The following is a 20,170-nucleotide window of genomic DNA, read 5'->3' on the forward strand; positions in this document are numbered from 1 at the left end:
TTGGGTAAATTACAAAGATACGAATGCATAAACGAATAAAATCTTACCTATAGTATAACTCAGTGTCATTTGAACTGTAATACATCCATCAGAATTCTATTTCACCAAAAAATAAGGCACTCCAGTAATAGAGTGCCCAAAAAATTTCATAATTAAGCGATTATAGCGTAGAATTAGATTTTTTTTTATACACATCTATAAGCTATGAAAGCCAAAGTTATTGTCGGTATGTCAGGGGGAGTTGATTCCTCAGTTGCAGCCTGGTTATTACGTGAACAAGGTTACCAGGTTGAAGGTCTCTTCATGAAAAACTGGGAACAGGATGACAATGATAGTTATTGTGCCGCCGCTTTAGATTTGGCAGATGCTCAAGCTGTCTGTAATCAATTACGGATTCCGCTTCACAGCGTAAATTTTTCTAAAGAATATTGGGATAGAGTTTTTGCCCATTTTCTTAATGAATATCAGCAAGGAAGAACTCCCAATCCAGACGTGCTTTGTAATAAGGAAATCAAATTTAATGCTTTCTTAAATCATGCCCTAACTCTAGGCGCTGATTACATAGCTACCGGCCATTACGCCAAAGTTCGTTCAAACAATGGTATTGGTGAGTTGCTAAAAGCCAAGGACCGAGAAAAAGATCAAACGTATTTTCTTCACGCTGTTGAACCTAAAGCTCTTGCCAAAACACTTTTTCCAATAGGCGATTTTAATAAAACACAAATTCGGGAATTTGCGAAGCAATTAGGATTAGTTACCCATAACAAAAAAGATTCAACAGGCATATGCTTCATCGGTGAAAAACGTTTTAAAACATTTCTTAAAGAATTCATTCTGGCAAAGCCAGGCGATATTAGAAGTAGTACAGGCGAACTGTTAGGTCAACACGATGGATTAATGTTTTATACTCTTGGCCAAAGGCAAGGACTTGGCATTGGTGGTCGACAATCTGCGAGCGAAGAGCCCTGGTATGTCGTTGATAAAGAGGTAGCAACGAATACCTTAGTTGTTGCTCAAGGCAATAATCACCCTATGCTTTACTCGCAAGGTTTGATCTGTGGTCCTATTCATTGGCTAACAGATCATAGTGATAAGTTACCATTAACCTGTTATGCAAAAACTCGTTATCGCCAATTAGAGCAGGCGTGCGTTGTCTCACCTGCCAGTAATAATCAACATTATGTTATGTTTTCTGCATTTCAACGCGCAGTAACACCTGGACAATACATTGTATTTTATGAGAAAAATCAATGTTTAGGCGGCGCGACAATAGAACAAATTATCCGATAATATTGTACAATTAGAAATATACTAAGCTTTAGTAAAGAATTTTGGAGTAAATAATGACCGCAATCGACGCTTCTTCTACCTCTGCTACCTCTTCAGGTATTTTTTTCTCAGTGAGTGCCGCTGATAAAGTTGCCTCACTTATCGCTGAGGAAGAAAACCCGAATCTAAATTTACGTGTCTTTGTAACAGGCGGCGGCTGTTCCGGATTTCAATATGGTTTTACTTTTGATGAGAACATTCAAGAAGATGACACCGTCATTGAACAAACCTGTTCTAACGGTGAGTCTTCAGTAAAATTACTAGTCGATTCAATGAGCTATCAATATCTGAATTCCGCTGAAATAGATTATGTACAAAATATTCAAGGCGAACAATTTGTTATCCGCAATCCAAATGCTAAAACGACCTGTGGTTGCGGCTCTTCTTTTAGTATGGACGATGATGAGTAAATCTTAGTGCATGTTTCCTGTGTCCCCCGGACAAGCCGCGGGACGAAGGGTAAGTTAGTCATCGGATAGCAAATTAGTAAGGTTGTACCACTACTTTCGTTCCAATTCTAATAAAATTACGATGCAACCAAAGCGCATCACCAGGTCTTACACGGATACATCCATGGCTTGCGTTGTAATTTGGCACATCGTAGGAACCATGAATTGCATAATTTTTACTGAAAAACATACAGTAAGGCATTTTGGCGCCACCGTGAGGTCTAGGATAGCGGCTTGAGCGACAGCTAGCACTTCCCTTACTAATAATGCTATAAGTGCCAGACGGCGTACGACAGGAGCGCCCTATGTCTTTGCAATATTTGCTGCCACCTGAAGCCTTCCCACTTCGAACTAGCTTGCCATTTTGTATAGCTTTCCAGGTTAGTGAACGCGGGTTAAAAATAAAGGTATTGGACGCCAGTGTGAGATAAGGACCGTTGGACATGAAGCTAGATGCATAGATGTCCTTTTCAGCCCCAAAATAAAAAAGAATGAAGCCCAACAAAGCAATAGGCCAATACCTGCGAGTTTTTCTTCCTTCCATGATCGTTCCTATAACTTAGGTCAGTCTGCTTCAAATATAGTTCAAAATTTAAACATTTTCCTCATCCATGCTCCATAAATTAATTCCTGATTTTTTAGCGAGAAAAGTAATAAACTCCTCATGCTTTTGACACTCCTCATCAGAAGCCAAAATAACTGGTGAACGACTTGCCAAAACTTCAAGATTAGCCACCGTACTTTGATTGGCAGTGACCACTAACTCCTCTTCTTTGCCAAAGAGCGTTCCCTGGCCACCTGTCATTGCCAGATAAACAGACGCCAGGATTTCAGCATCCAATAAAGCGCCATGCAAAGTGCGGTTAGAGTTATCTATTTCATAACGTTTACAGAGCGCATCCAGACTATTCCTTTGACCTGGATGTTTTTCTCGAGCAAGAATTAACGTGTCACAAACAGCACAGTAATCATTTATTATAGCGGGCCAATTCAATAGTTTTAATTCCGCATTAAGAAAACCCACATCAAAAACTGCGTTATGGATAATAAGCTCGGAACCTTGAATAAACTGTATGAAGTCATCGACAACATTTTTGAACAAAGGCTTGTCTTGTAAAAATTCGTTACTAATGCCGTGAACTCGAAAAGCACCTTCATCAACGCTACGTTCAGGATTGAGGTAGACATGGAAATGATTTCCAGTCAATTTTCGGTCAATTAATTCAACACATCCTATTTCAATGATGCGATGCCCTAATTCATGACCAATACCTGTGGTTTCAGTATCTAAAACAACCTGGCGCATATAAAACTCGAGAAACGATAGAAAAAAGCGATCTTAACGTAAATAACCAAGAACTTAAATGCGCTTTTAAGAAGTCGTCAGTTCTATAATTGCTTGATTTGCCAATGCATCCGCTCGCTCATTTTCTGGATGACCTGCATGCCCCTTTATCCAATGCCAGCGAATGGTATGAATCGTTGTTAACGTATCGAGCTGTTGCCATAAATCAGAATTTTTTACAGCCTCTCGCTTTGAGTTACGCCAACCATTTTTTTTCCACTGTGCAAGCCAGGTGGTCATCCCCAGGCGCAGATATTGAGAGTCAGTGTATAAGTCAACCACGCAAGGCTTTTTTAAAGCTTCGAGGGCCTTTATTGCTGCAGTTAATTCCATCCGATTATTGGTGGTATGTGCTTCGGCACCGTAGATGGTTTTTTCATGGCCATTGTAACGTAATAATGCGCCCCAGCCACCCACACCAGGATTACCTTTACAGGCACCATCAGTAAAAATTTCAATGGTCATACAAATAGATCTTGATAAGGCTCAACATGTGGGTCAATAGCATACCGTGAAAAATCTGTAATGCCAGTATTTCTTAGCACTTCTTCATCGATAAAAAATTGACCTGTAATTTGTTTTGCCGATTGCGTTAAAATCCAATAGGCCGCATCCGCAACTATTTCAGGCTTGCGACTCGCTTTATAAATGGCTTCAGGGAAATGCATTTGGATTGCAGCAGTTGCAATTGTTGTTCTTGGCCATAGTGAGTTAGCGGCAATACCGTCGGATTTTAACTCTTCTGCCAGTCCTAAGGTACACATACTCATCCCATATTTGCTGATAGTATAAGCGAGATGGGGTGCAAACCACTGACTGTTCATATTTAATGGAGGCGACAACGTTAAGATGTGTGGATTTTCTGATTTTTTAAGGTGCGAAATTGCCGCTTGTGAACAAGCGAACGTGGCTCTTGTATTCACAGCTTGCATCAAATCATAGCGTTTCATGGGCGTAGAAATAGTATCACTTAAACTAATAGCACTTGCATTATTTATCAAAATATCCAATTTACCGAAGGTTGATACTGTTTTTTCAATGGCTTGATGGATTTGCTCTTCATCACGAACATCAACCATTAAAGGGAGTGCCTCACCGCCTAGTTGTTCAATTTCCGCAGCCACGCTGTGTATAGTTCCTTCCAATTTTGGATGCGGTGTATCTGTTTTAGCAGCAATAACAATCTTCGCGCCTTCCTGAGCAAAACGATGGGCGATAGCTCGTCCAATGCCTCGACTGCCGCCTGTTATAAATATAACCTTTGTCATTTCTTCTCCTTAAGAGTCATGCCTGCAATCCGGACCAGTAGAAAGTTCATTAATTTGCCGTGAGGTGGATAAAACCAAGATACCGCTGCAAAATATTTTTGCACAAAGATGGGTTTTAATTTTGAAAAAATATCGAAGCCTTCTTGCCCATGATAATGTCCCATTCCACTATTGCCAACTCCACCGAAAGGCAATGAATCTATGGCTACATGCGTTAGAGTATCGTTAATACTCAATCCGCCTGAAAGCGTGTGTCTTTTTAGCATTTCTTTCTCGTGTTTATTATCCCCGAAATAATAAATAACAAGAGGATTAGGACGAGAATTAATGTCTTGAATTGCGTCCGTGAGGGATTTGTAACTGACAACAGGCAAAATTGGACCAAAGATTTCTTCTTGCATCACTCGCATTGTATTATCAACATCAAATAGTAAAAACAAAGGCATCCTACCCTGTTGATCGCTATTCTCACCAATTTGCACTACTCGGGCGCCTTTTTCACGCGCATCCTCAATGAGCGCCGTTAATCGCTCCTGGTGTTTTGTCGAAATAATATTTGAGTAATCCTTATTTTCTAATAAATCAGGATAATGCTTATCAACAAACGATCTGGCTAATGTTTCAATACGATTTTCCCAATGTTTAGGAGCTAATAAATAATCGGGAGAAATACAGGTTTGGCCCGCATTAGCAATTTTTCCCATAAAAAGACGTTTGAAATAGTTTTCATTCATTGAAGTAGATAGAAATGCGGGTGATTTGCCACCTAACTCCAGAGTTACCGGTGTCAGATTTTCAGCCGCTTCTTTCATAACCAGTTTGCCGACTGCAGGAGATCCTGTGAACAGCAAATGCCCAAAAGGAAGACTTGTGAATCGTTGAGCAACCTGTACATCCCCGTTGACAATGACAACCTGACTCTCAAGTCTGGAGGTTTTTAGTAATCTATCTAACAAAATCCCTGTTTCGGGTGTTAACTCAGACATTTTAACCATAACGCGATTCCCTGCAGCCAAAGCATAAACTAGGGGGCCTACCGCTAGCAGAATAGGATAATTCCAGGGAACAATAATACCAACAACCCCTAGGGGTTGTGGCATTAGATAAGCACTAGCAGGTTTAAAAAGCCAGGAAACATGACGTTTGCGTGGTTTTATCCATTTTTTAAGGTTTTTCAAGCAGTAATTAATTGCATTAATTGCAGGAAAAATTTCTAATAGTAGTGTTTCATAGCGTGCACGATGTGAGAAATCGATGCTAATAGCCTTAGCGATATCTTCTGCATTAGTTTGTAATATTTTTCGCAGAGAAATTAAATTCGCGCGCCGCTCTTCGACTGGAGGGAAAGGATTTGTTAAATAATGCCCTTTCAATTGTTCAAACAAAAAACTCAATTCCATTTAATATCTCTTGTTAGTGTTTGAGAATGCTTGCCAAATATTGAAGCATGGGCAGCAAAACGTCAATCACGAGAGCTCTAATTCCACACTGTAGTGTCTTTATGAGCACTGCAAAGCAATCCATTGATACAAATCAGATTTCGATGTGGATTGCTTCACTACATTCGTTATGACGGTCTATTGCATCCCCTGCGACGACTTAAGAAATTTAAAATCCCCATGAAGAATCATTTGTTTTATCACTTCAATATCAGGAGCAAAGTAACGATCTTTATCATAAGGAGCCACCTTACATCTGAGTTTGTCATATATTTTCTGTAACCGAGGAGATGTTGTTAAAGGCTTATGAAACTCCAATCCTTGGCATGCGGCCAATAATTCAATTGCAAGAATTGTAGCAGTGTTATCAACCATAGCATTAAGTCTTCTAGCTGCATTCGTTGCCATCGAGACATGATCTTCCTGATTGGCTGACGTAGGAATACTGTCTACAGAATGAGGATGAGCAAGCGCCTTATTATCGCTTGCACAGGCCGCAGCAGTCACATGGGCAATCATAAATCCAGAGTTTAAACCACCTTCTTTGACCAAAAACGCCGGTAAACCACTAAAGCTTTTATCAATCAATAAGGCTATGCGCCGCTCAGAATTAGCACCAATTTCAGCTATTGCCAATGCCAGATTATCGGCGGCCATAGCAATAATTTCTCCATGGAAATTGCCTCCTGACAAAATGTCCCCTTGCTCCACAAACACTAAAGGATTGTCAGACACTGCATTTGCCTCAACCTGTAATGTCTGCCCTACAAATTGCATCTGGTGTAAAATAGCTCCCATAATTTGTGGTTGGCATCGTAGAGAATAAGGGTCTTGTACACGTGAACAGTCTCGGTGAGACTCTCTTATAGGGCTTTCTGCTAAAAGTTCGCGATACATTGCAGCAACATTACGTTGAGCTTGATGTCCTCGTGCTTTATGAATCCTTTCATCGAAAGGAACATCGCTACCACTTGCCGCATCGACAGATAAACTGCCTGCTATAACGGCTGTTTCAAAAAGCAACTCACTATTAAAAAACGCCTCCATACACAAGGCCGTAGATGCTTGTAATCCATTTAATAAGGCAAGCCCCTCTTTAGGTGCCAACTCCAGGGGAGATAAACCTGCTACTTGCAATCCCTCTAATGCACTGCGAATTTCTCCATCAACACACACTTGTCCCTCACCCAGTAATGGGAGAGCCAAATGGGCTAGCGGTGCCAAATCACCTGAAGCTCCTACGGAACCTTTTGCCGGAATACAAGGGTATATTCGCTTGTTATATAAATCGCATAACGCATCAATTAATTCTTTTCTAACCCCTGAGTAGCCTTGAGCCAGATTATTAATTTTAAGCAGTAAAATCAAAGCGACCTGTTTATCAGACAATAATTCTCCTGTACCACAAGCATGTGACAGGACGATATTGCGTTGTAATTGTTTCAAATGCTCTGTAGATATTGATTGTCTTGCTAACGATCCAAAGCCAGTGTTAATTCCATAAACAGTTCTTTTTTGTTGAAGAATTTGTTGGATGACGCCACAGGAAGCGTGGATCAATGGTAAAAAACTTTCATCGATGGCAATTGCTCTTTGCTCCCCAAGAAGTTCCCGAATATCTTTAAGTGTTAATTGACCCGGAGTCAGTGTAAATACTTCAGTCATGACTTGGACCTCCTATTGACTCCATAGGCAACCATAAATTATTTGCTCTAGCACATTCCCTGGCCAATTCATATCCAGCATCAGCATGACGCATGACGCCTGTTGCTGGATCATTATGTAAAACTCCCTTCAGTCGAGCTGCTGCTTTCTCAGTGCCATCGGCAACGATCACAACTCCTGCATGTTGAGAGAATCCCATACCAACACCACCACCATGATGAATACTCACCCAGGTAGCGCCACTTGCACAGTTTAATAATGCATTCAGCAAAGGCCAGTCAGAAACGGCATCACTACCATCTAACATTGCCTCTGTTTCACGATTCGGACTAGCAACCGATCCAGAATCCAAATGGTCGCGCCCGATTACGATTGGCGCTTTAACTTCTTTATTTTTGACCATTTCATTAAATGCCAAGGCTAAGCGAGCACGATCATTTAGGCCAACCCAGCATATTCTTGCAGGCAAGCCCTGAAACGCGATTTTATCTTGCGCCATATCAAGCCAGCGATGTAAATGTTTATCGTCTGGCATCAAACTTTTTACTTTTGCATCAGTTGCATAAATATCTTCAGGATCCCCTGATAATGCAACCCAACGGAAAGGACCTACTCCTTCACAAAATAGAGGTCGAATGTAAGAGGGCACAAAACCAGGAATAGCGAATGCCTCACTAACTCCCTCCTCATAAGCCATTTGGCGAATATTATTACCATAATCAAATACTGGTATGCCTTGATTTTGAAAAGCCAGCATAGCCTGCACCTGGAGTGCCATCGATTTTTTCGCGGCAGTCACCACTTTTTGAGGTGCTGTTTTTCGTAATTCTTCTGCCTGCTCTAATGTCCAATCTAGAGGTAAGTAACCATTTAAGGGATCATGGGCACTGGTTTGGTCAGTAATTAACGAAGGTTTAACGCCCCGTCTAACCAGTTCAGGATAAATCCCGGCAGCATTACCAAGAAGTCCAACTGAAAGTGGCATTTTTTTCTGACATGATTCCTCAATCCAGGCTAATGCCTCGTCAAGATTTTCGGTGTATCTATCAAGATAGCGCGTTTTCAGACGCTTCTCTAAACGAGCTTTATCACATTCCACGGCAAGAATACTGGCATCTGCCATTACAGCAGCGAGTGGCTGAGCACCTCCCATGCCACCAAGTCCTGCAGTTAATACCCATCGTCCAGACAGCTTCCCTTGATAATGCTTTTTGGCCGCAGCAACAAATGTTTCGTAAGTGCCTTGAACTATTCCTTGAGAGCCAATATAAATCCAGCTACCCGCTGTCATTTGGCCATACATCATTAATCCCTTCTTATCGAGCTCGTTAAAATGCTCCCAGTTAGCCCAACGGGGAACTAAATTAGAGTTTGCAATTAGAACACGAGGAGCATCCTCATGTGTCGTAAATACGCCAACCGGTTTTCCAGATTGAATGAGTAAGGTTTGGTTATTTTCAAGTTGTTTGAGGACTTCAATTATTTTATCGAAAGAGGGCCAATTACGAGCTGCTCGACCAATGCCTCCATAGACAACCAAGGAGTCTGGATCTTCTGCAACTTCAGCGTCCAGATTGTTACATAACATCCTTAAAGCAGCTTCAGTAAGCCAGCTTTTAGCCTCCAACTTTATTCCTTTGTTTGCTGAAATGTGACGCTTTTTATTGTTTATATTCATCATGTTATTCCATCCCAGGACTTTTAAGCTGCTATCATACTGGCGTAAACAACCAAATGACAAGTCATACTGTCAAAATAAACGGCAACATGATAGACTGGCCGGATGTTTTTAAGATTCTAGATTTTTATCGTGACTAACGAACATATAAAACACCCCCCCTCTTTAAAGGTTTTTTTTGCCACTGAAATGTGGGAACGATATGGCTTTTATGTTGTCCAAACCTTGTTGGCTCTCTACCTGGCATTTTATTTTAAATGGCAAGATGAACGTGTCTATACCTTAGTAGGTACTTTTACGGCATTAACCTATCTTTCACCGGTTATTGGAGGTTGGATAGCGGACCACCTGTTGGGACAGAAAAAAGCGATTCTTGCAGGTGCCGTGTTTTTATTTTTTAGTTACCTATCTCTTTTTATTCTTGCATCTGACAATGCACTTTCAGCTGCTTTAGCAGGTATAGCAGTCGGAACTGGTTTGTTAAAACCTAATATTTCCTCATTATTAGGTAATGAATACCCAGAAAACTCTCCACGAAGAGAAAGTGGTTTTACAATTTTTTATATGGGTATTACTACAGGTATTATCTTAGGTACAACATTACCTAGCCAACTTCATGAGCATTTCGGTTGGCCAGTCGCTTTTGCCAGTGCTGCATTTGGGATGGTTATCGCTTTTGCAGTGTTTGCTTTTGGTGTTCATCGCTACAAAATAGCAGATTATCATCCTTCTGAAATCACTGTCATTAAGCTGATTAAAACCCTATTCATTCTATTTGGCTTATGGTCAAGTGCTTTTGTGATTCTTCACTATCCAGCATTAGCGGATATAGCGTTTGGTGCGGTTGTACTCTTGTCTCTTCTTTACTTAATAGATGTTGTTAAACGCGAAACGCCCAAGCAAGGAAAGCAAACCATTGTCATTGGACTGTTATGCATTATTTCCGTGATGTTTTGGGCATTTTATTTCCAAATGTTTTTATCCTTAACTCTCTTTATTTCCAGAGTTGTAGAACCGACCTTATTTGGAATTTTATTCCCGCCACCGTACTATGTCAGTATTCAAAGTATAGGAATGATTTTTTTTGGTTATTTTCTTTCACGTAGCCGTCCACAAATAAATGCAATTCACAGTGGCGTTACTACGGGAAATAAATTTATATTAGCCATGATTTTTATTACTTTGGCGTATGTTCTAATTACTTTGGTTTCTAAAAGTAGCCATGGAACAAGTTTATTATCACCGCTCTACTTTATTCCTGTTTATCTATTAATCTCAATTGCTGAGCTGTTACTATCACCTGTTGGGTTAGCAGCAATTACTGTTTTAGCTAGTCGTAAGAAAGTAAGTACAATGATGGGGATTTTTTTCGTTTCTTTAGGGATTGGAGCTTTTCTATCTGGAAAACTGGCTACGCTAACAGCTATCAAGCCCGAAGAGTTATCCATATTGCAATTAAAGGCTCATTATAGTCACACCTTTACTTTGCTTTTATTTATCTTATTAGGTGCCACATTGATTTGCGTTATTTTAAATCGTGTCATCAAGTCTCTATTAGCTAATTACGAAGAATTACCCGCTTAAATCTAATCCGGGGCGTCAATGAACTAGCCTGCAAATTGACGCTCAAGCCTAGATATGACATCATCCTCACACTTACTTTTGAGTCCAAATCATGTCCCACACTAAATCTTTAAAGTCTATTCTCCCTATATTTCTAGTATTGTTTATCGATGGAATGGGGTTGGGATTATTGTTTCCTATATTAAATACTATTCTGATTGAACCACAATCTGGATTTTTGCCTGAAAGTATTAGTATTGGCCTTCGCGACTTTTATTACGGACTCACGATTGGCATCTTTATGATTTGCTGGTTTTTTGGTGCCTCCATATTAGGGGATTTATCAGACAATATTGGCCGAAAAAAATCGCTCATGATCTGCTTAATCGGTTCATTTTTAGGTTATTTATTATCTGCCATCGCTATTCTTTGTCATAGTTTCTGGTTACTTTTATTGGGGCGAATCATTGCAGGCTTTACCTCAGGTAGCCAACCTATCGCACAAGCAGCAATAGTTGATGTGAGCACTGAAGAACATAAAGCTAGAAATATTGGCCTCATTCTGTTAGCCGTCTCGCTTGGATTTGTTTTTGGTCCTATTTTTGGGGGACTTTTATCAGATCATAGACTTATAAGCTGGTTTGGATTTCAAACACCTTTATATTTTGCTGCAATTCTATCCTTTATTAATGCGTTGGCACTTCATTTGTTTTTTGAAGAAACATTTAGCAAAATTCAAGATAAAGTGAGCATTAAATGGAACCAAGCCGTTCAAATTTTTATTTCGGCATTTAAACATAAAGCCATAGAGAAATATTCTTTAATTTTGTTAATCATGATTTTCGGCTGGTCTAATTATTTTTCTTTTATTTCTTTTTATCTATTCCAGACCTTCCATTATTCAGCATTGCAAAATTCATTTTTCCTTGCTGTGATGGGATTGGGTTTTAGTATTGGTTGCGGTTATATTGTAGATTATTGTACAAAACGTTACCCCTATGATGCTATTGTCATTGTAGGTTTATCAGTGACAGCATTGAATGTCTTTTTAACATTAATTATTCCTATGCAATGGATTGCGTGGGTAGCAACACTTATGATTGGTATGAGCCTTTCTGTTGCCTATTCTGTTCTTCTCACTATCTTCTCTAATCTGGTTAGCGAAAATGAACAAGGCTGGGTAATGGGGGTGACTGGCTCCATCATGGCACTTTGTTTTGGATTAACCTCAATCTTTACTGGGATTATTGCCCAAGTCGGTGCTGTATTACCGATGTTATTTGCCGTTTTAGGGTTAGCAGGAAGTGCAGTCCTTCTCGCCTATGTTAAATATTCACGCAGGATTAAAAACGTTAGTGAAATTTTAGATGCAAATGAAGTAATGGACTAACAATACTACAAGGGAAAAATTGGGACTAAAGTTTCTTATTTTCTGAAGGTTACTCGACAATTACGCCTTATCTAATTGTCGACAATGGCGCTAAGGCAATTGAATTCTATCAACAAGTCTTTGGAGCCAAAGTAGTTATGTGCATGGAAATGCCTAATAAAAAAGTTGGACATGCAGAATTAACAATAGGTGACTCCAAATTTATGCTTGCTGATACCTGCACAGAAATGAACGCTCAAGGCCCTAAAGCATTTGGCGGTTCTCCTGTTGGCATTCATCTTTACGTGAAAGATGTTGATGCAGTTGCTGACATTGCCGTTAAACACGGTGCCAAGCTTGTTCGCAAAGTGGAAAATCAATTCTATGGTGATCGCAGTGGCTGTCTGGAAGACCCATTTGGCCATTCCTGGTATATTGCAACACATGTCGAAGACGTTTCCGAAGCTGAGATGGAAAAACGTATGAAAGAGATGTCTAAGTAGTTTATTGTTTTTCCATTATTTCTGATGACAAAGAGATTCTCGCTGCGTGTGAGAATCTCTTTATTTGGTAACTAACTCGCTTTGGGGCCACTACTCTTTAAATTCTGTAACCATTTATCCCTTTCTTCTTTGCCCATATCTGGTTTCCTAACCACATAATGCAATATATACAAGCCATCTTTTCCTTTTGAAATCATTTGTAACTCATCTTGTACCATATTTTTAGGCTCAGACACGCGAAACTCAAAGATTACTCTATCAGGGGTTTTCTCAAAATAAGTTATTTCGGGGTTAAATCCAGATTGTTTCAGAGATTGAACAATGCCTTCGCTAAATTGCAAGGGAGTAATTTTATCTTGAATTCCTGGGGCAAACTGACTTGTAATTAACTCATGCCAACTATTAATATTATCGCCAGCTGGCACATATTCTACAGTAACAATATTATTGGTTTTTTGTCCCCACGCCGCTTGCCAGGGACGGTCATCAAACACAATTTTTTGCTTCTCATAGTTGATAATTTGCGGATCGGCTTCACCAGTTGCAGCGGGCTTACTGCTGCAATAAAGTTCATTCTTATAATGATAATAAACGACACATTTGGGATTATTTTCATTGGTTACTTTTATTAAATTCTTTATATCAGGCATCGAGCCATAAGAATGTTCAACCAGAAAGAAAGAGATTGAAAAGAGAAAAAATTGGATTAATTTGTACATGGTAATCTTCCCTGATGGATGCTTCATTATTCTAGCATCTTTAATAAAATTTCTGATAACCTGAATTAATCACTATAGAAGGAAACCAGCCCACAATGCAATCATTGAATATTGAGCTATTACGCCAAGATACTCCAGGGTGTCAACATGTTTTGCATTTTAACAATGCAGGAGCATCTCTTTCTCCAAATCCGGTTATTAATGCCGTTAAAAATCATATTGATTTAGAGTCTCTTCATGGTGGTTATGAGGCCGCTCGAATTGCCACTGATAGAATTCAAAATTTTTATAAGCAAGCCGCTTTGCTGATTAATTGTGATGAACAAGAAATTGCATTTCTTGAAAATGCAACAAGGGCCTGGGATATGGCTTTTTACAGTTTGCAATTGCAACCAGGTGATAAAATCCTGACTTCCGTGTGTGAATATGCGAGTAACTATTTAGCATTTTTGCATCGCGCTAAAAAAACGGGCGTGATGATCGATGTTATTGCTAATGACGAATCGGGACAGTTGGATTTACACTCCCTTGAACGAAAACTTGATAAACATGTGAAATTAATTGCTATTACCCACGTCCCAACCCAAGGAGGTTTAATTAATCCAGCACAGGGTGTTGGCAAGTTAGCTAACCAGCATAATATCCCTTTTCTGCTTGATGCTACCCAATCTGTGGGTCAAATGCCGATTGATGTGCAGTCACTTCAATGCGATTTTCTTTGTGCAACAGGCCGCAAATACTTGCGCGGCCCACGTGGGACAGGTTTCTTATACATAAAGAAGAATCGCATAGAGCAATGTGATCCGCCTTTTGTGGATCTTCATTCGGCTACCTGGTCAAACGATAATGATTATATTCTAAGAGATGATGCGCTTCGCTTTGAAACCTGGGAACAAAATATAGCTGCAAAAATTGGACTGGGTGAGGCAATTCGCTATGCCCTTAGGCTTGGTCTCCCGGCAATTTGGCAACGAATTGAATACCTTTCCACAGTACTCCGCCAACAATTATTACAAACAGACGGTATCGTATTACACGATCAAGGGAAAAATAAATGTGGCATCGTGACATTTACATCGAATAAAAAAACTCCAGAGGAAATTCAACAAGCTTTAGCAGAAAGAAACATCAATGTTTCAGTTTCCTTGCAAGAATATGCTCGACTTGATCTGGCGAAAAGAAATCTGCCAGCGCTGGTTCGGGCTTCAGTGCATTACTATAATATAGAAGAGGAAGTAGCTCATTTTTGTGATGCAATTAAGAATTTTTCTCTTTGAGACTTTCTCGAATTGCTGCTATCATCCACCCCTTTTGGAGAGATTTTACCCATTATGTCTGAGCAACCATTATTGTTAAAAAAACTTGTTAAAGCACTCGACGATAACCAAGCCATTGATATTGTTACCATTAATGTCACACAACAAACTTCTGTCACTGATTATATGGTTATCTGCAGTGGTCGCTCTTCCAGACATGTTAAAGCCATTGCTGAATTAGTGATTGAAAAAATGAAAGCAGAGGGATTAAAAGCATTAAGCCAAAATGGATTGGAAACCGGCGAGTGGGTACTGGTGGATTTTGGTGATTTTGTACTTCATGTAATGTTGGCAGATATTCGCTCCTTTTATAATTTAGAGGGCCTTTGGCAAAATCCATCGAATAATTAACTATGTTAAAAATAACATTAATTGCTTGTGGTAACAAAATGCCTACTTGGGTTACCCAAGCCGTTGCTGAGTTTTCAAAGCGTCTGCAAGAATATGCAAACCTTACCCTTCTTGAAATTCCTTTGGCGAGGAGGGGAAAATCAAGTGATTTAGCCCGTATTTTGGATAAAGAAGCCACTTTAATTGTCAATGCTCTTCCTTCTGGTGCAAGGATTATCGCTCTCGATATGCAAGGTGAGGCATTTAATAGCGAAAGTTTGGCTCAAAAGCTCGAGCAATTACAAAATATTGCCAGTCATTTATGTTTTATCATTGGCGGCCCTGAAGGTCTGGCCCCTGAAGTACTTAATAAGTGTCATGAACGTTGGTCATTATCAAAATTAACGCTTCCGCATCCCTTAGTACGGATCCTTTTATTGGAGACACTTTATAGAGCATGGTCTATTATTCACAATCACCCTTATCACCGATGAAATTTTACGCTAAGATGTGTTGTTTTATTTCTTTATTTCATAGCCATTTAATATGCGTTTAAATAAATCGATACATAGAGACAGCGTAGACGCGCGCTTACAACGCTTTCGATTAAATTTGCTAGTAATTTTTATTGTTTTATTGTCCTTTACTCTTATTTTTCGCCTTGCTTATTTACAAATCTCCCAATTTAAACGCTATCAAACACTGTCTTTAAAAAATCAGATGAGTGTTATTCCTATTGCCCCGCCAAGAGGTATTATTCTTGATAGAAACGGAGTAGTGTTAGCTGAAAATATTCCTGTTTACGTTTTGGAAATTATTCCAGAACGGGTAAAAAATCTGACAATTACATTAGAAAAACTTAAAAATTTACTCCCCTCCATCACAGAAGATGACATTGATAACTTTAATAAGGCGCGAAAACAGAACCGCTCTTTTGTTCCAATTCCTCTAAAGCTTAAATTGACTCAGGAAGACGTCGCTACCTTTGCCAGCAACCAATACCAATTTCCAGGGGTTAGTATTAAAGCACGACTTATGCGTTTTTATCCCCTTGGAGATATAACCTCACATATTTTAGGCTATGTTGGGCGCATCAACGTGCAGGAATTGCGTCAAGTAGACCCAACCAATTATCGCGCCACGAATTTCATCGGAAAATCAGGCATTGAAAAATTTTATGAAGATATTTTGCATGGTGAAGTAGGTTATCAACAAATTGAAATCGACGTGAGTGGTCGAACCGTTCGTGTTTTAAATAAGAAAAATCCTGTATCCGGTGAAAAACTATATCTAACTATTGATTCTCGTTTGCAACAAGCCGCTTATGAAGCATTAAAAGATAAACGAGGTGCTGTCGTTGCCATTAACACTAAGAATGGTGAAATTTTAGCCATGGCAAGCTCGCCAAGCTTTGATCCCAATATTTTCGTCAATGGCATTACATCCGGAGAATACCAGCAACTCTCAACAGCACGCGACAGGCCACTTTATAACCGTGCAGTGAGAGGTTTATACCCACCGGCATCGACCATTAAGCCATTTATGGGACTGGCTGGTTTAGAAAAAGGTGCAGTGGATGCCCACTTTAGCATTTTTGATCCAGGTTGGTTCCGCTTACCCGGAGTTAGTCATGCTTATCGCGATTGGAAAAAAACTGGGCACGGAGTAATTAATTTAAAACGCGCAATCACTGTATCTTGTGATACTTATTTCTATCAACTCGGGCATAAAATGGGGATAGCCGCCATTGAAGACATGCTTGTGAAATTTGGTTTTGGGCAGTTAACTCATGTTGATTTGCATGAAGAAGCCTCAGGCTTAGTCCCTAACAAGCACTGGAAGATGCAAAATAAAGGAGTTTCCTGGTACCCCGGGGATACCGTTATTACGTCAATAGGCCAAGGTTTTATGCTGGCCTCCCCTTTGCAACTTGCCAATGCCACCGCCTCTTTAAGTCAAAAAGGAAAACGCTTTCGCCCTCATTTACTACAAAAGTCTGTGCAAAGTGATAACGGCAAGACCCATGAGTATAAAGTCCTTGAAGAATATCCTATGCGTCTTAAAGATGAAAATTATTGGACAATTGTTGCCGAGGGAATGCAAGCCGTAATTACTAATAATGAAGGAACTGGCTATCGTTTTGGACGCAATGCGCCTTATTCTGTCGCGGCAAAAACTGGTACGGCGCAAGTGTTTGGGGGCCACCAATATGAAAAGGCTCGCTATGAAGATATTCCTGAGTATTTAAGAGACAATTCATTATTCATTGCTTTTGCACCAGTTGAAAACCCAGAGATTGCTTTAGCTGTTGTGGTTGAAAATGATTTTGCTGCCTCAAATGTGGCACGTAAAGTTTTAGATGCTTATTTTGAATTGAAAAAAAATGAAGAGAAATCATGAAAGCACATCATGTTCGTCCAGTCTATCGATTTACCACAAAATCTATTCATACTGATTTTCCCATGCTGGGTTTGCTTTTAATATTGATTGCTTTCGGCATGTTAGTACTCTACAGTGCATCAAATCAGAATATAAGTATGGTATTTCGCCAGTCCATGCGACTTACGTTTGCAATGGGCATTATGATGGTTTTTGCAGTCATTCCGCCGCACAAGTATAAAGTTTGGACCCCCTGGATTTATGGCATAGGGTTAAGCTTACTAATTGCAGTAATGCTTATGGGAAAAATCGGTAAGGGCGCGCAACGCTGGCTTGATTTAGGATTATTTCGTTTCCAACCCTCAGAAATAATGAAGCTTGCTATCCCTATGATGACTGCCTGGTACTTTGACCGTAAATCACAACCTATTGATTTAAAATCGTTAGTTATCGCAGGTGTCATTATCTTTTTTCCGGCTTTGCTGATTGCCAAACAGCCGGATTTAGGCACAGCCATTATGGTGGTTGCAGCAGGATTAAGTGTCGTATTTCTCGCAGGAATCAGCATGAAAATTTTATTGGTTCTTGCAGCAATGATAGGAGGTGCTGCTCCTTTATTATGGCATTTCATGCATGATTATCAAAAACAACGAATTTTTACCCTGCTCAATCCTGAACAAGACCCATTAGGCTCGGGCTATCATATTATCCAATCCAAGATTGCTATTGGATCAGGAGGAGCGTTTGGAAAAGGATGGCTTGAAGGTAGCCAATCGCATTTGAATTTCCTGCCGGAACATGCTACTGATTTTATTTTTGCAGTAAGTGGTGAAGAGTTTGGTTTTGTAGGAAGTAGCATTTTAATTGTCTTAATCGTTTTAATTTCTTTGCGAGGTCTTTATATCGCAAGAAATGCGCAAACAAGCTTTACTCGTTTACTAGCTGCCAGCTTATCAATGACCTTCTTCCTTTCCGCCTTTGTAAACATTGGAATGGTGATGGGGATTTTACCTGTTGTTGGCATTCCTCTGCCTCTGGTCAGCTATGGTGGTACAGCAATGGTTACATTTTTGACCAGTTTTGGTATTCTGATGTCAATAAGTTCCCATCGAATTTTGTTTAATAGCATGTAGATTCGAATAATTTTTCCTTAATAAAAATTAATTATAATTTTTTAAAATTTTTATTTGGGATTTATTTATGACAATAAAAGCAACGTTCTTCGGCCCGAAAAGCTCTGGCAAAACTAAGTTGATACGGTTTTTAAGTTTTAGCGAGCCCTTAAATCATAAATATCTTCCCACTATCGGTTATGACTTTTACACCCTGACAAACCAAACAGGCCATAATATTCAGATATGGGAAGGAAGTTTGGCAAGACGAATTAATTTTATTCAGCGAGAAGCAGGTAAAGATATTATTGATTTGGAAGAACTGAACGATATTATTGCCCAAAAGAGCAATCAATCAGTTCATAATTCTCAACCAGCTTGATATCTTTAGCAGCCAACCTGCCCCGGCTTGTCCGAGGCATCCAAACATTATCGAATCGAGTGTAATTTTCTCATTTCATTTCAACGTGTTTGTCTGTAGTTTCCTTTAATTATTCTTATTCTGCTGCTAGCCGCTCAGTTATTGGGGCAGAACTTTTGCTATGAATTGCCCAAAACCTAAATCAAGCAATACATTCTGCCTTTCTATAAACCATCAACTGCTGATAGTGTATGTAAAAGACCATGCGATGCACGTACTAGAAATTCATAACCATTTTGTGTTGAGAGCTTTGTTAATGGTAGAGGAAGAGGAATTTGAATATTTTTCAAATTTACAACTGTCATTGCTCTAGAATAATGATGGTAATTTGCGTAATTGATTACGTCATTGACGTGAGGAAGATAGAGTCATGTATTTCTCTTTGAGAGTTTTCTGAGAAGTTATTTTGCAATTAATTTGCCCACACTGCCCATTTAAAGAACCAATATTGAATTACCTTACCAACTCTATTAGATAAATTTCATTTACTTTAAATGATTTCTTTAACTTCTATCATGGCTAGAAGCTCTGTCACCGGGGAAAAATTTTTACGATGAATTGCACAAGGCCCCAATTGAAGCAATGCATTTCTATGCATTTCTGTAGCATATCCTTTGTGGGAAGCAAAGCCATAGCCTGGATAGAGTATATCCATGTCTTCCATTTCCTGATCACGTAATACTTTGGCTAAAATAGACGCGGCACCAATTGCTGGAATTAAGCCATCTCCATCTACAATAGCTTTACAGGGAATCGGTACTTGCGGGACAAATAAACCATCAACCCAAATTTCTTGAGGCTGTATAGGTAGCGCCTCAATAGCGCGCTTCATTGCTAACAAGGTGGCATGATGGATATTCAATTTTTCAATTTCATCAACTTCCGCTCTGCCATACGCAAAACAAAACGCTTCTTCTTTAATTTTGGCAGCCAGTTTTTGTCGTTTCAAAGGAGTAAGCTTTTTAGAATCAGTAACGCCTTCAATTGGATGGCGCAAAATAACTGCGGCAGTAACCACAGGCCCCGCTAAAGGACCACGCCCTACTTCATCGACGCCAGCTATATACATCTCCACAACGTAAGCTCCTACCTTCGTAAAAGAGCGATAATACCTATTTCAATGTGATTTCGCATCTAAAAAAATAGATGGCAGGAATAATGACACCCATAGAATAATTATTGACCTAACTTGGATGCTTTTCATTCTGATCACGATCTTTGCGTGTCACGCAACTCTGTACTATTGAATTAATTGATTTATTACGTTGGAAATGCGATCATTCGC

Annotated in this window: 21 protein-coding genes; 11 read left to right on the plus strand and 10 right to left on the minus strand. The window is 39.6% G+C overall.

What is annotated here, in order from left to right; all coding sequences use genetic code 11:
- The first annotated feature begins 204 nt into the window (after nt 1–204).
- Nucleotides 205–1,290, plus strand: coding sequence for a tRNA 2-thiouridine(34) synthase MnmA (mnmA, locus tag LHA_RS08280; protein WP_045106123.1), 1,086 nt, complete (start codon nt 205–207; stop codon nt 1,288–1,290).
- 53 nt (nt 1,291–1,343) lie between these two features.
- The gene (gene erpA / locus LHA_RS08285; RefSeq protein WP_045106124.1) at nt 1,344–1,739 is read left to right on the plus strand and encodes an iron-sulfur cluster insertion protein ErpA; all 396 of its coding nucleotides are present in this window, start codon (nt 1,344–1,346) and stop codon (nt 1,737–1,739) included.
- Between the two features lie 73 nt (nt 1,740–1,812).
- On the opposite strand, the gene LHA_RS08290 is transcribed toward erpA, so the two are convergent.
- The 7 genes from LHA_RS08290 to hutU form a co-directional block, all read right to left on the minus strand.
- On the minus strand, nt 1,813–2,223 hold the full coding sequence (locus tag LHA_RS08290; RefSeq protein ID WP_045107480.1) for a L,D-transpeptidase: 411 nt from the start codon (nt 2,221–2,223) through the stop codon (nt 1,813–1,815).
- A 147-nt stretch (nt 2,224–2,370) separates the two neighbouring features.
- Complete coding sequence (gene dnaQ, locus LHA_RS08295; protein ID WP_045106125.1) at nt 2,371–3,084, minus strand: DNA polymerase III subunit epsilon; 714 nt, start codon at nt 3,082–3,084, stop codon at nt 2,371–2,373.
- 66 nt (nt 3,085–3,150) lie between these two features.
- Complete coding sequence (rnhA, locus tag LHA_RS08300; protein ID WP_045106126.1) at nt 3,151–3,588, minus strand: ribonuclease HI; 438 nt, start codon at nt 3,586–3,588, stop codon at nt 3,151–3,153.
- The gene (locus LHA_RS08305) at nt 3,585–4,391 is read right to left on the minus strand and encodes an SDR family oxidoreductase (protein WP_045106127.1); all 807 of its coding nucleotides are present in this window, start codon (nt 4,389–4,391) and stop codon (nt 3,585–3,587) included. Before LHA_RS08305 ends, rnhA begins: the two co-directional genes overlap by 4 nt.
- Nucleotides 4,388–5,791 (minus strand): coniferyl aldehyde dehydrogenase, encoded by a 1,404-nt coding sequence (locus tag LHA_RS08310; RefSeq protein ID WP_045106128.1) that lies wholly within the window; start codon nt 5,789–5,791, stop codon nt 4,388–4,390. The genes LHA_RS08305 and LHA_RS08310 overlap by 4 nt, the downstream gene beginning before the upstream one ends.
- A gap of 177 nt (nt 5,792–5,968) precedes the next feature.
- Entirely contained in the window at nt 5,969–7,495 is a 1,527-nt protein-coding gene (gene hutH, locus LHA_RS08315) for a histidine ammonia-lyase (RefSeq protein ID WP_045106129.1), read from the minus strand.
- Nucleotides 7,488–9,173, minus strand: coding sequence for a urocanate hydratase (hutU, locus tag LHA_RS08320; RefSeq protein WP_045106130.1), 1,686 nt, complete (start codon nt 9,171–9,173; stop codon nt 7,488–7,490). The genes hutH and hutU overlap by 8 nt, the downstream gene beginning before the upstream one ends.
- Before the next feature lie 129 nt (nt 9,174–9,302).
- Between hutU and LHA_RS08325 the strand changes: the two genes are divergently transcribed.
- From LHA_RS08325 to LHA_RS08335, 3 genes are all read left to right on the plus strand, one after another.
- A complete protein-coding gene (locus LHA_RS08325; RefSeq protein ID WP_370447943.1) occupies nt 9,303–10,757 on the plus strand; it encodes a peptide MFS transporter in 1,455 nt (484 codons plus the stop codon).
- 91 nt (nt 10,758–10,848) lie between these two features.
- Nucleotides 10,849–12,126: an MFS transporter gene (locus LHA_RS08330; protein ID WP_045106131.1), complete on the plus strand. Its 1,278-nt coding sequence runs from the start codon at nt 10,849–10,851 to the stop codon at nt 12,124–12,126.
- A gap of 74 nt (nt 12,127–12,200) precedes the next feature.
- Nucleotides 12,201–12,608 (plus strand): VOC family protein, encoded by a 408-nt coding sequence (locus LHA_RS08335; protein WP_269447709.1) that lies wholly within the window; start codon nt 12,201–12,203, stop codon nt 12,606–12,608.
- A 71-nt stretch (nt 12,609–12,679) separates the two neighbouring features.
- Here the strand turns inward: LHA_RS08335 and LHA_RS08340 are convergent, their stop codons facing one another.
- Entirely contained in the window at nt 12,680–13,327 is a 648-nt protein-coding gene (locus LHA_RS08340; RefSeq protein ID WP_045106133.1) for a hypothetical protein, read from the minus strand.
- A gap of 95 nt (nt 13,328–13,422) precedes the next feature.
- On the opposite strand from LHA_RS08340, the gene LHA_RS08345 reads away from it, so the two are divergent.
- From LHA_RS08345 to LHA_RS08370, 6 genes are all read left to right on the plus strand, one after another.
- On the plus strand, nt 13,423–14,604 hold the full coding sequence (locus tag LHA_RS08345; protein ID WP_045106134.1) for an aminotransferase class V-fold PLP-dependent enzyme: 1,182 nt from the start codon (nt 13,423–13,425) through the stop codon (nt 14,602–14,604).
- A gap of 54 nt (nt 14,605–14,658) precedes the next feature.
- Nucleotides 14,659–14,994 (plus strand): ribosome silencing factor, encoded by a 336-nt coding sequence (gene rsfS, locus LHA_RS08350; RefSeq protein ID WP_045106135.1) that lies wholly within the window; start codon nt 14,659–14,661, stop codon nt 14,992–14,994.
- 2 nt (nt 14,995–14,996) lie between these two features.
- Entirely contained in the window at nt 14,997–15,467 is a 471-nt protein-coding gene (rlmH, locus tag LHA_RS08355; protein WP_045106136.1) for a 23S rRNA (pseudouridine(1915)-N(3))-methyltransferase RlmH, read from the plus strand.
- 52 nt (nt 15,468–15,519) lie between these two features.
- Nucleotides 15,520–17,373 carry a penicillin-binding protein 2 gene (gene mrdA, locus LHA_RS08360; RefSeq protein ID WP_045106137.1) on the plus strand — a complete coding sequence of 618 codons (1,854 nt, stop codon included), beginning with the start codon at nt 15,520–15,522 and terminating at the stop codon, nt 17,371–17,373.
- The gene (rodA, locus tag LHA_RS08365) at nt 17,370–18,485 is read left to right on the plus strand and encodes a rod shape-determining protein RodA (protein ID WP_045106138.1); all 1,116 of its coding nucleotides are present in this window, start codon (nt 17,370–17,372) and stop codon (nt 18,483–18,485) included. The genes mrdA and rodA overlap by 4 nt, the downstream gene beginning before the upstream one ends.
- Before the next feature lie 67 nt (nt 18,486–18,552).
- Nucleotides 18,553–18,846: a P-loop NTPase family protein gene (locus tag LHA_RS08370; RefSeq protein WP_045106139.1), complete on the plus strand. Its 294-nt coding sequence runs from the start codon at nt 18,553–18,555 to the stop codon at nt 18,844–18,846.
- A gap of 203 nt (nt 18,847–19,049) precedes the next feature.
- On the opposite strand, the gene LHA_RS16945 is transcribed toward LHA_RS08370, so the two are convergent.
- Together LHA_RS16945 and rnhB are read right to left on the minus strand one after the other, a co-directional pair.
- Entirely contained in the window at nt 19,050–19,190 is a 141-nt protein-coding gene (locus LHA_RS16945; protein ID WP_156413564.1) for a hypothetical protein, read from the minus strand.
- A 185-nt stretch (nt 19,191–19,375) separates the two neighbouring features.
- Nucleotides 19,376–19,954 carry a ribonuclease HII gene (gene rnhB / locus LHA_RS08375; RefSeq protein WP_045106140.1) on the minus strand — a complete coding sequence of 193 codons (579 nt, stop codon included), beginning with the start codon at nt 19,952–19,954 and terminating at the stop codon, nt 19,376–19,378.
- Between the last annotated feature and the right edge of the window lie 216 nt (nt 19,955–20,170).

It is taken from the genome of Legionella hackeliae (assembly GCF_000953655.1).
Taxonomy (GTDB): Bacteria; Pseudomonadota; Gammaproteobacteria; order Legionellales; family Legionellaceae; genus Tatlockia; species Tatlockia hackeliae.

Bases quoted from the DNA above. Each gene is read 5' to 3' on its own strand.
- mnmA (WP_045106123.1), top strand. From the start codon at position 205: ATGAAAGCCAAAGTTATTGTCGGTATGTCAGGGGGAGTTGATTCCTCA.
- erpA (WP_045106124.1), top strand. From the start codon at position 1,344: ATGACCGCAATCGACGCTTCTTCTACCTCTGCTACCTCTTCAGGTATT.
- LHA_RS08290 (WP_045107480.1), bottom strand. From the start codon at position 2,223: ATGTCCAACGGTCCTTATCTCACACTGGCGTCCAATACCTTTATTTTT.
- dnaQ (WP_045106125.1), bottom strand. From the start codon at position 3,084: ATGCGCCAGGTTGTTTTAGATACTGAAACCACAGGTATTGGTCATGAA.
- rnhA (WP_045106126.1), bottom strand. From the start codon at position 3,588: ATGACCATTGAAATTTTTACTGATGGTGCCTGTAAAGGTAATCCTGGT.
- LHA_RS08305 (WP_045106127.1), bottom strand. From the start codon at position 4,391: ATGACAAAGGTTATATTTATAACAGGCGGCAGTCGAGGCATTGGACGA.
- LHA_RS08310 (WP_045106128.1), bottom strand. From the start codon at position 5,791: ATGGAATTGAGTTTTTTGTTTGAACAATTGAAAGGGCATTATTTAACA.
- hutH (WP_045106129.1), bottom strand. From the start codon at position 7,495: ATGACTGAAGTATTTACACTGACTCCGGGTCAATTAACACTTAAAGAT.
- hutU (WP_045106130.1), bottom strand. From the start codon at position 9,173: ATGAATATAAACAATAAAAAGCGTCACATTTCAGCAAACAAAGGAATA.
- LHA_RS08330 (WP_045106131.1), top strand. From the start codon at position 10,849: ATGTCCCACACTAAATCTTTAAAGTCTATTCTCCCTATATTTCTAGTA.
- LHA_RS08340 (WP_045106133.1), bottom strand. From the start codon at position 13,327: ATGTACAAATTAATCCAATTTTTTCTCTTTTCAATCTCTTTCTTTCTG.
- LHA_RS08345 (WP_045106134.1), top strand. From the start codon at position 13,423: ATGCAATCATTGAATATTGAGCTATTACGCCAAGATACTCCAGGGTGT.
- rsfS (WP_045106135.1), top strand. From the start codon at position 14,659: ATGTCTGAGCAACCATTATTGTTAAAAAAACTTGTTAAAGCACTCGAC.
- rlmH (WP_045106136.1), top strand. From the start codon at position 14,997: ATGTTAAAAATAACATTAATTGCTTGTGGTAACAAAATGCCTACTTGG.
- mrdA (WP_045106137.1), top strand. From the start codon at position 15,520: ATGCGTTTAAATAAATCGATACATAGAGACAGCGTAGACGCGCGCTTA.
- rodA (WP_045106138.1), top strand. From the start codon at position 17,370: ATGAAAGCACATCATGTTCGTCCAGTCTATCGATTTACCACAAAATCT.
- LHA_RS08370 (WP_045106139.1), top strand. From the start codon at position 18,553: ATGACAATAAAAGCAACGTTCTTCGGCCCGAAAAGCTCTGGCAAAACT.
- LHA_RS16945 (WP_156413564.1), bottom strand. From the start codon at position 19,190: ATGACAGTTGTAAATTTGAAAAATATTCAAATTCCTCTTCCTCTACCA.
- rnhB (WP_045106140.1), bottom strand. From the start codon at position 19,954: ATGTATATAGCTGGCGTCGATGAAGTAGGGCGTGGTCCTTTAGCGGGG.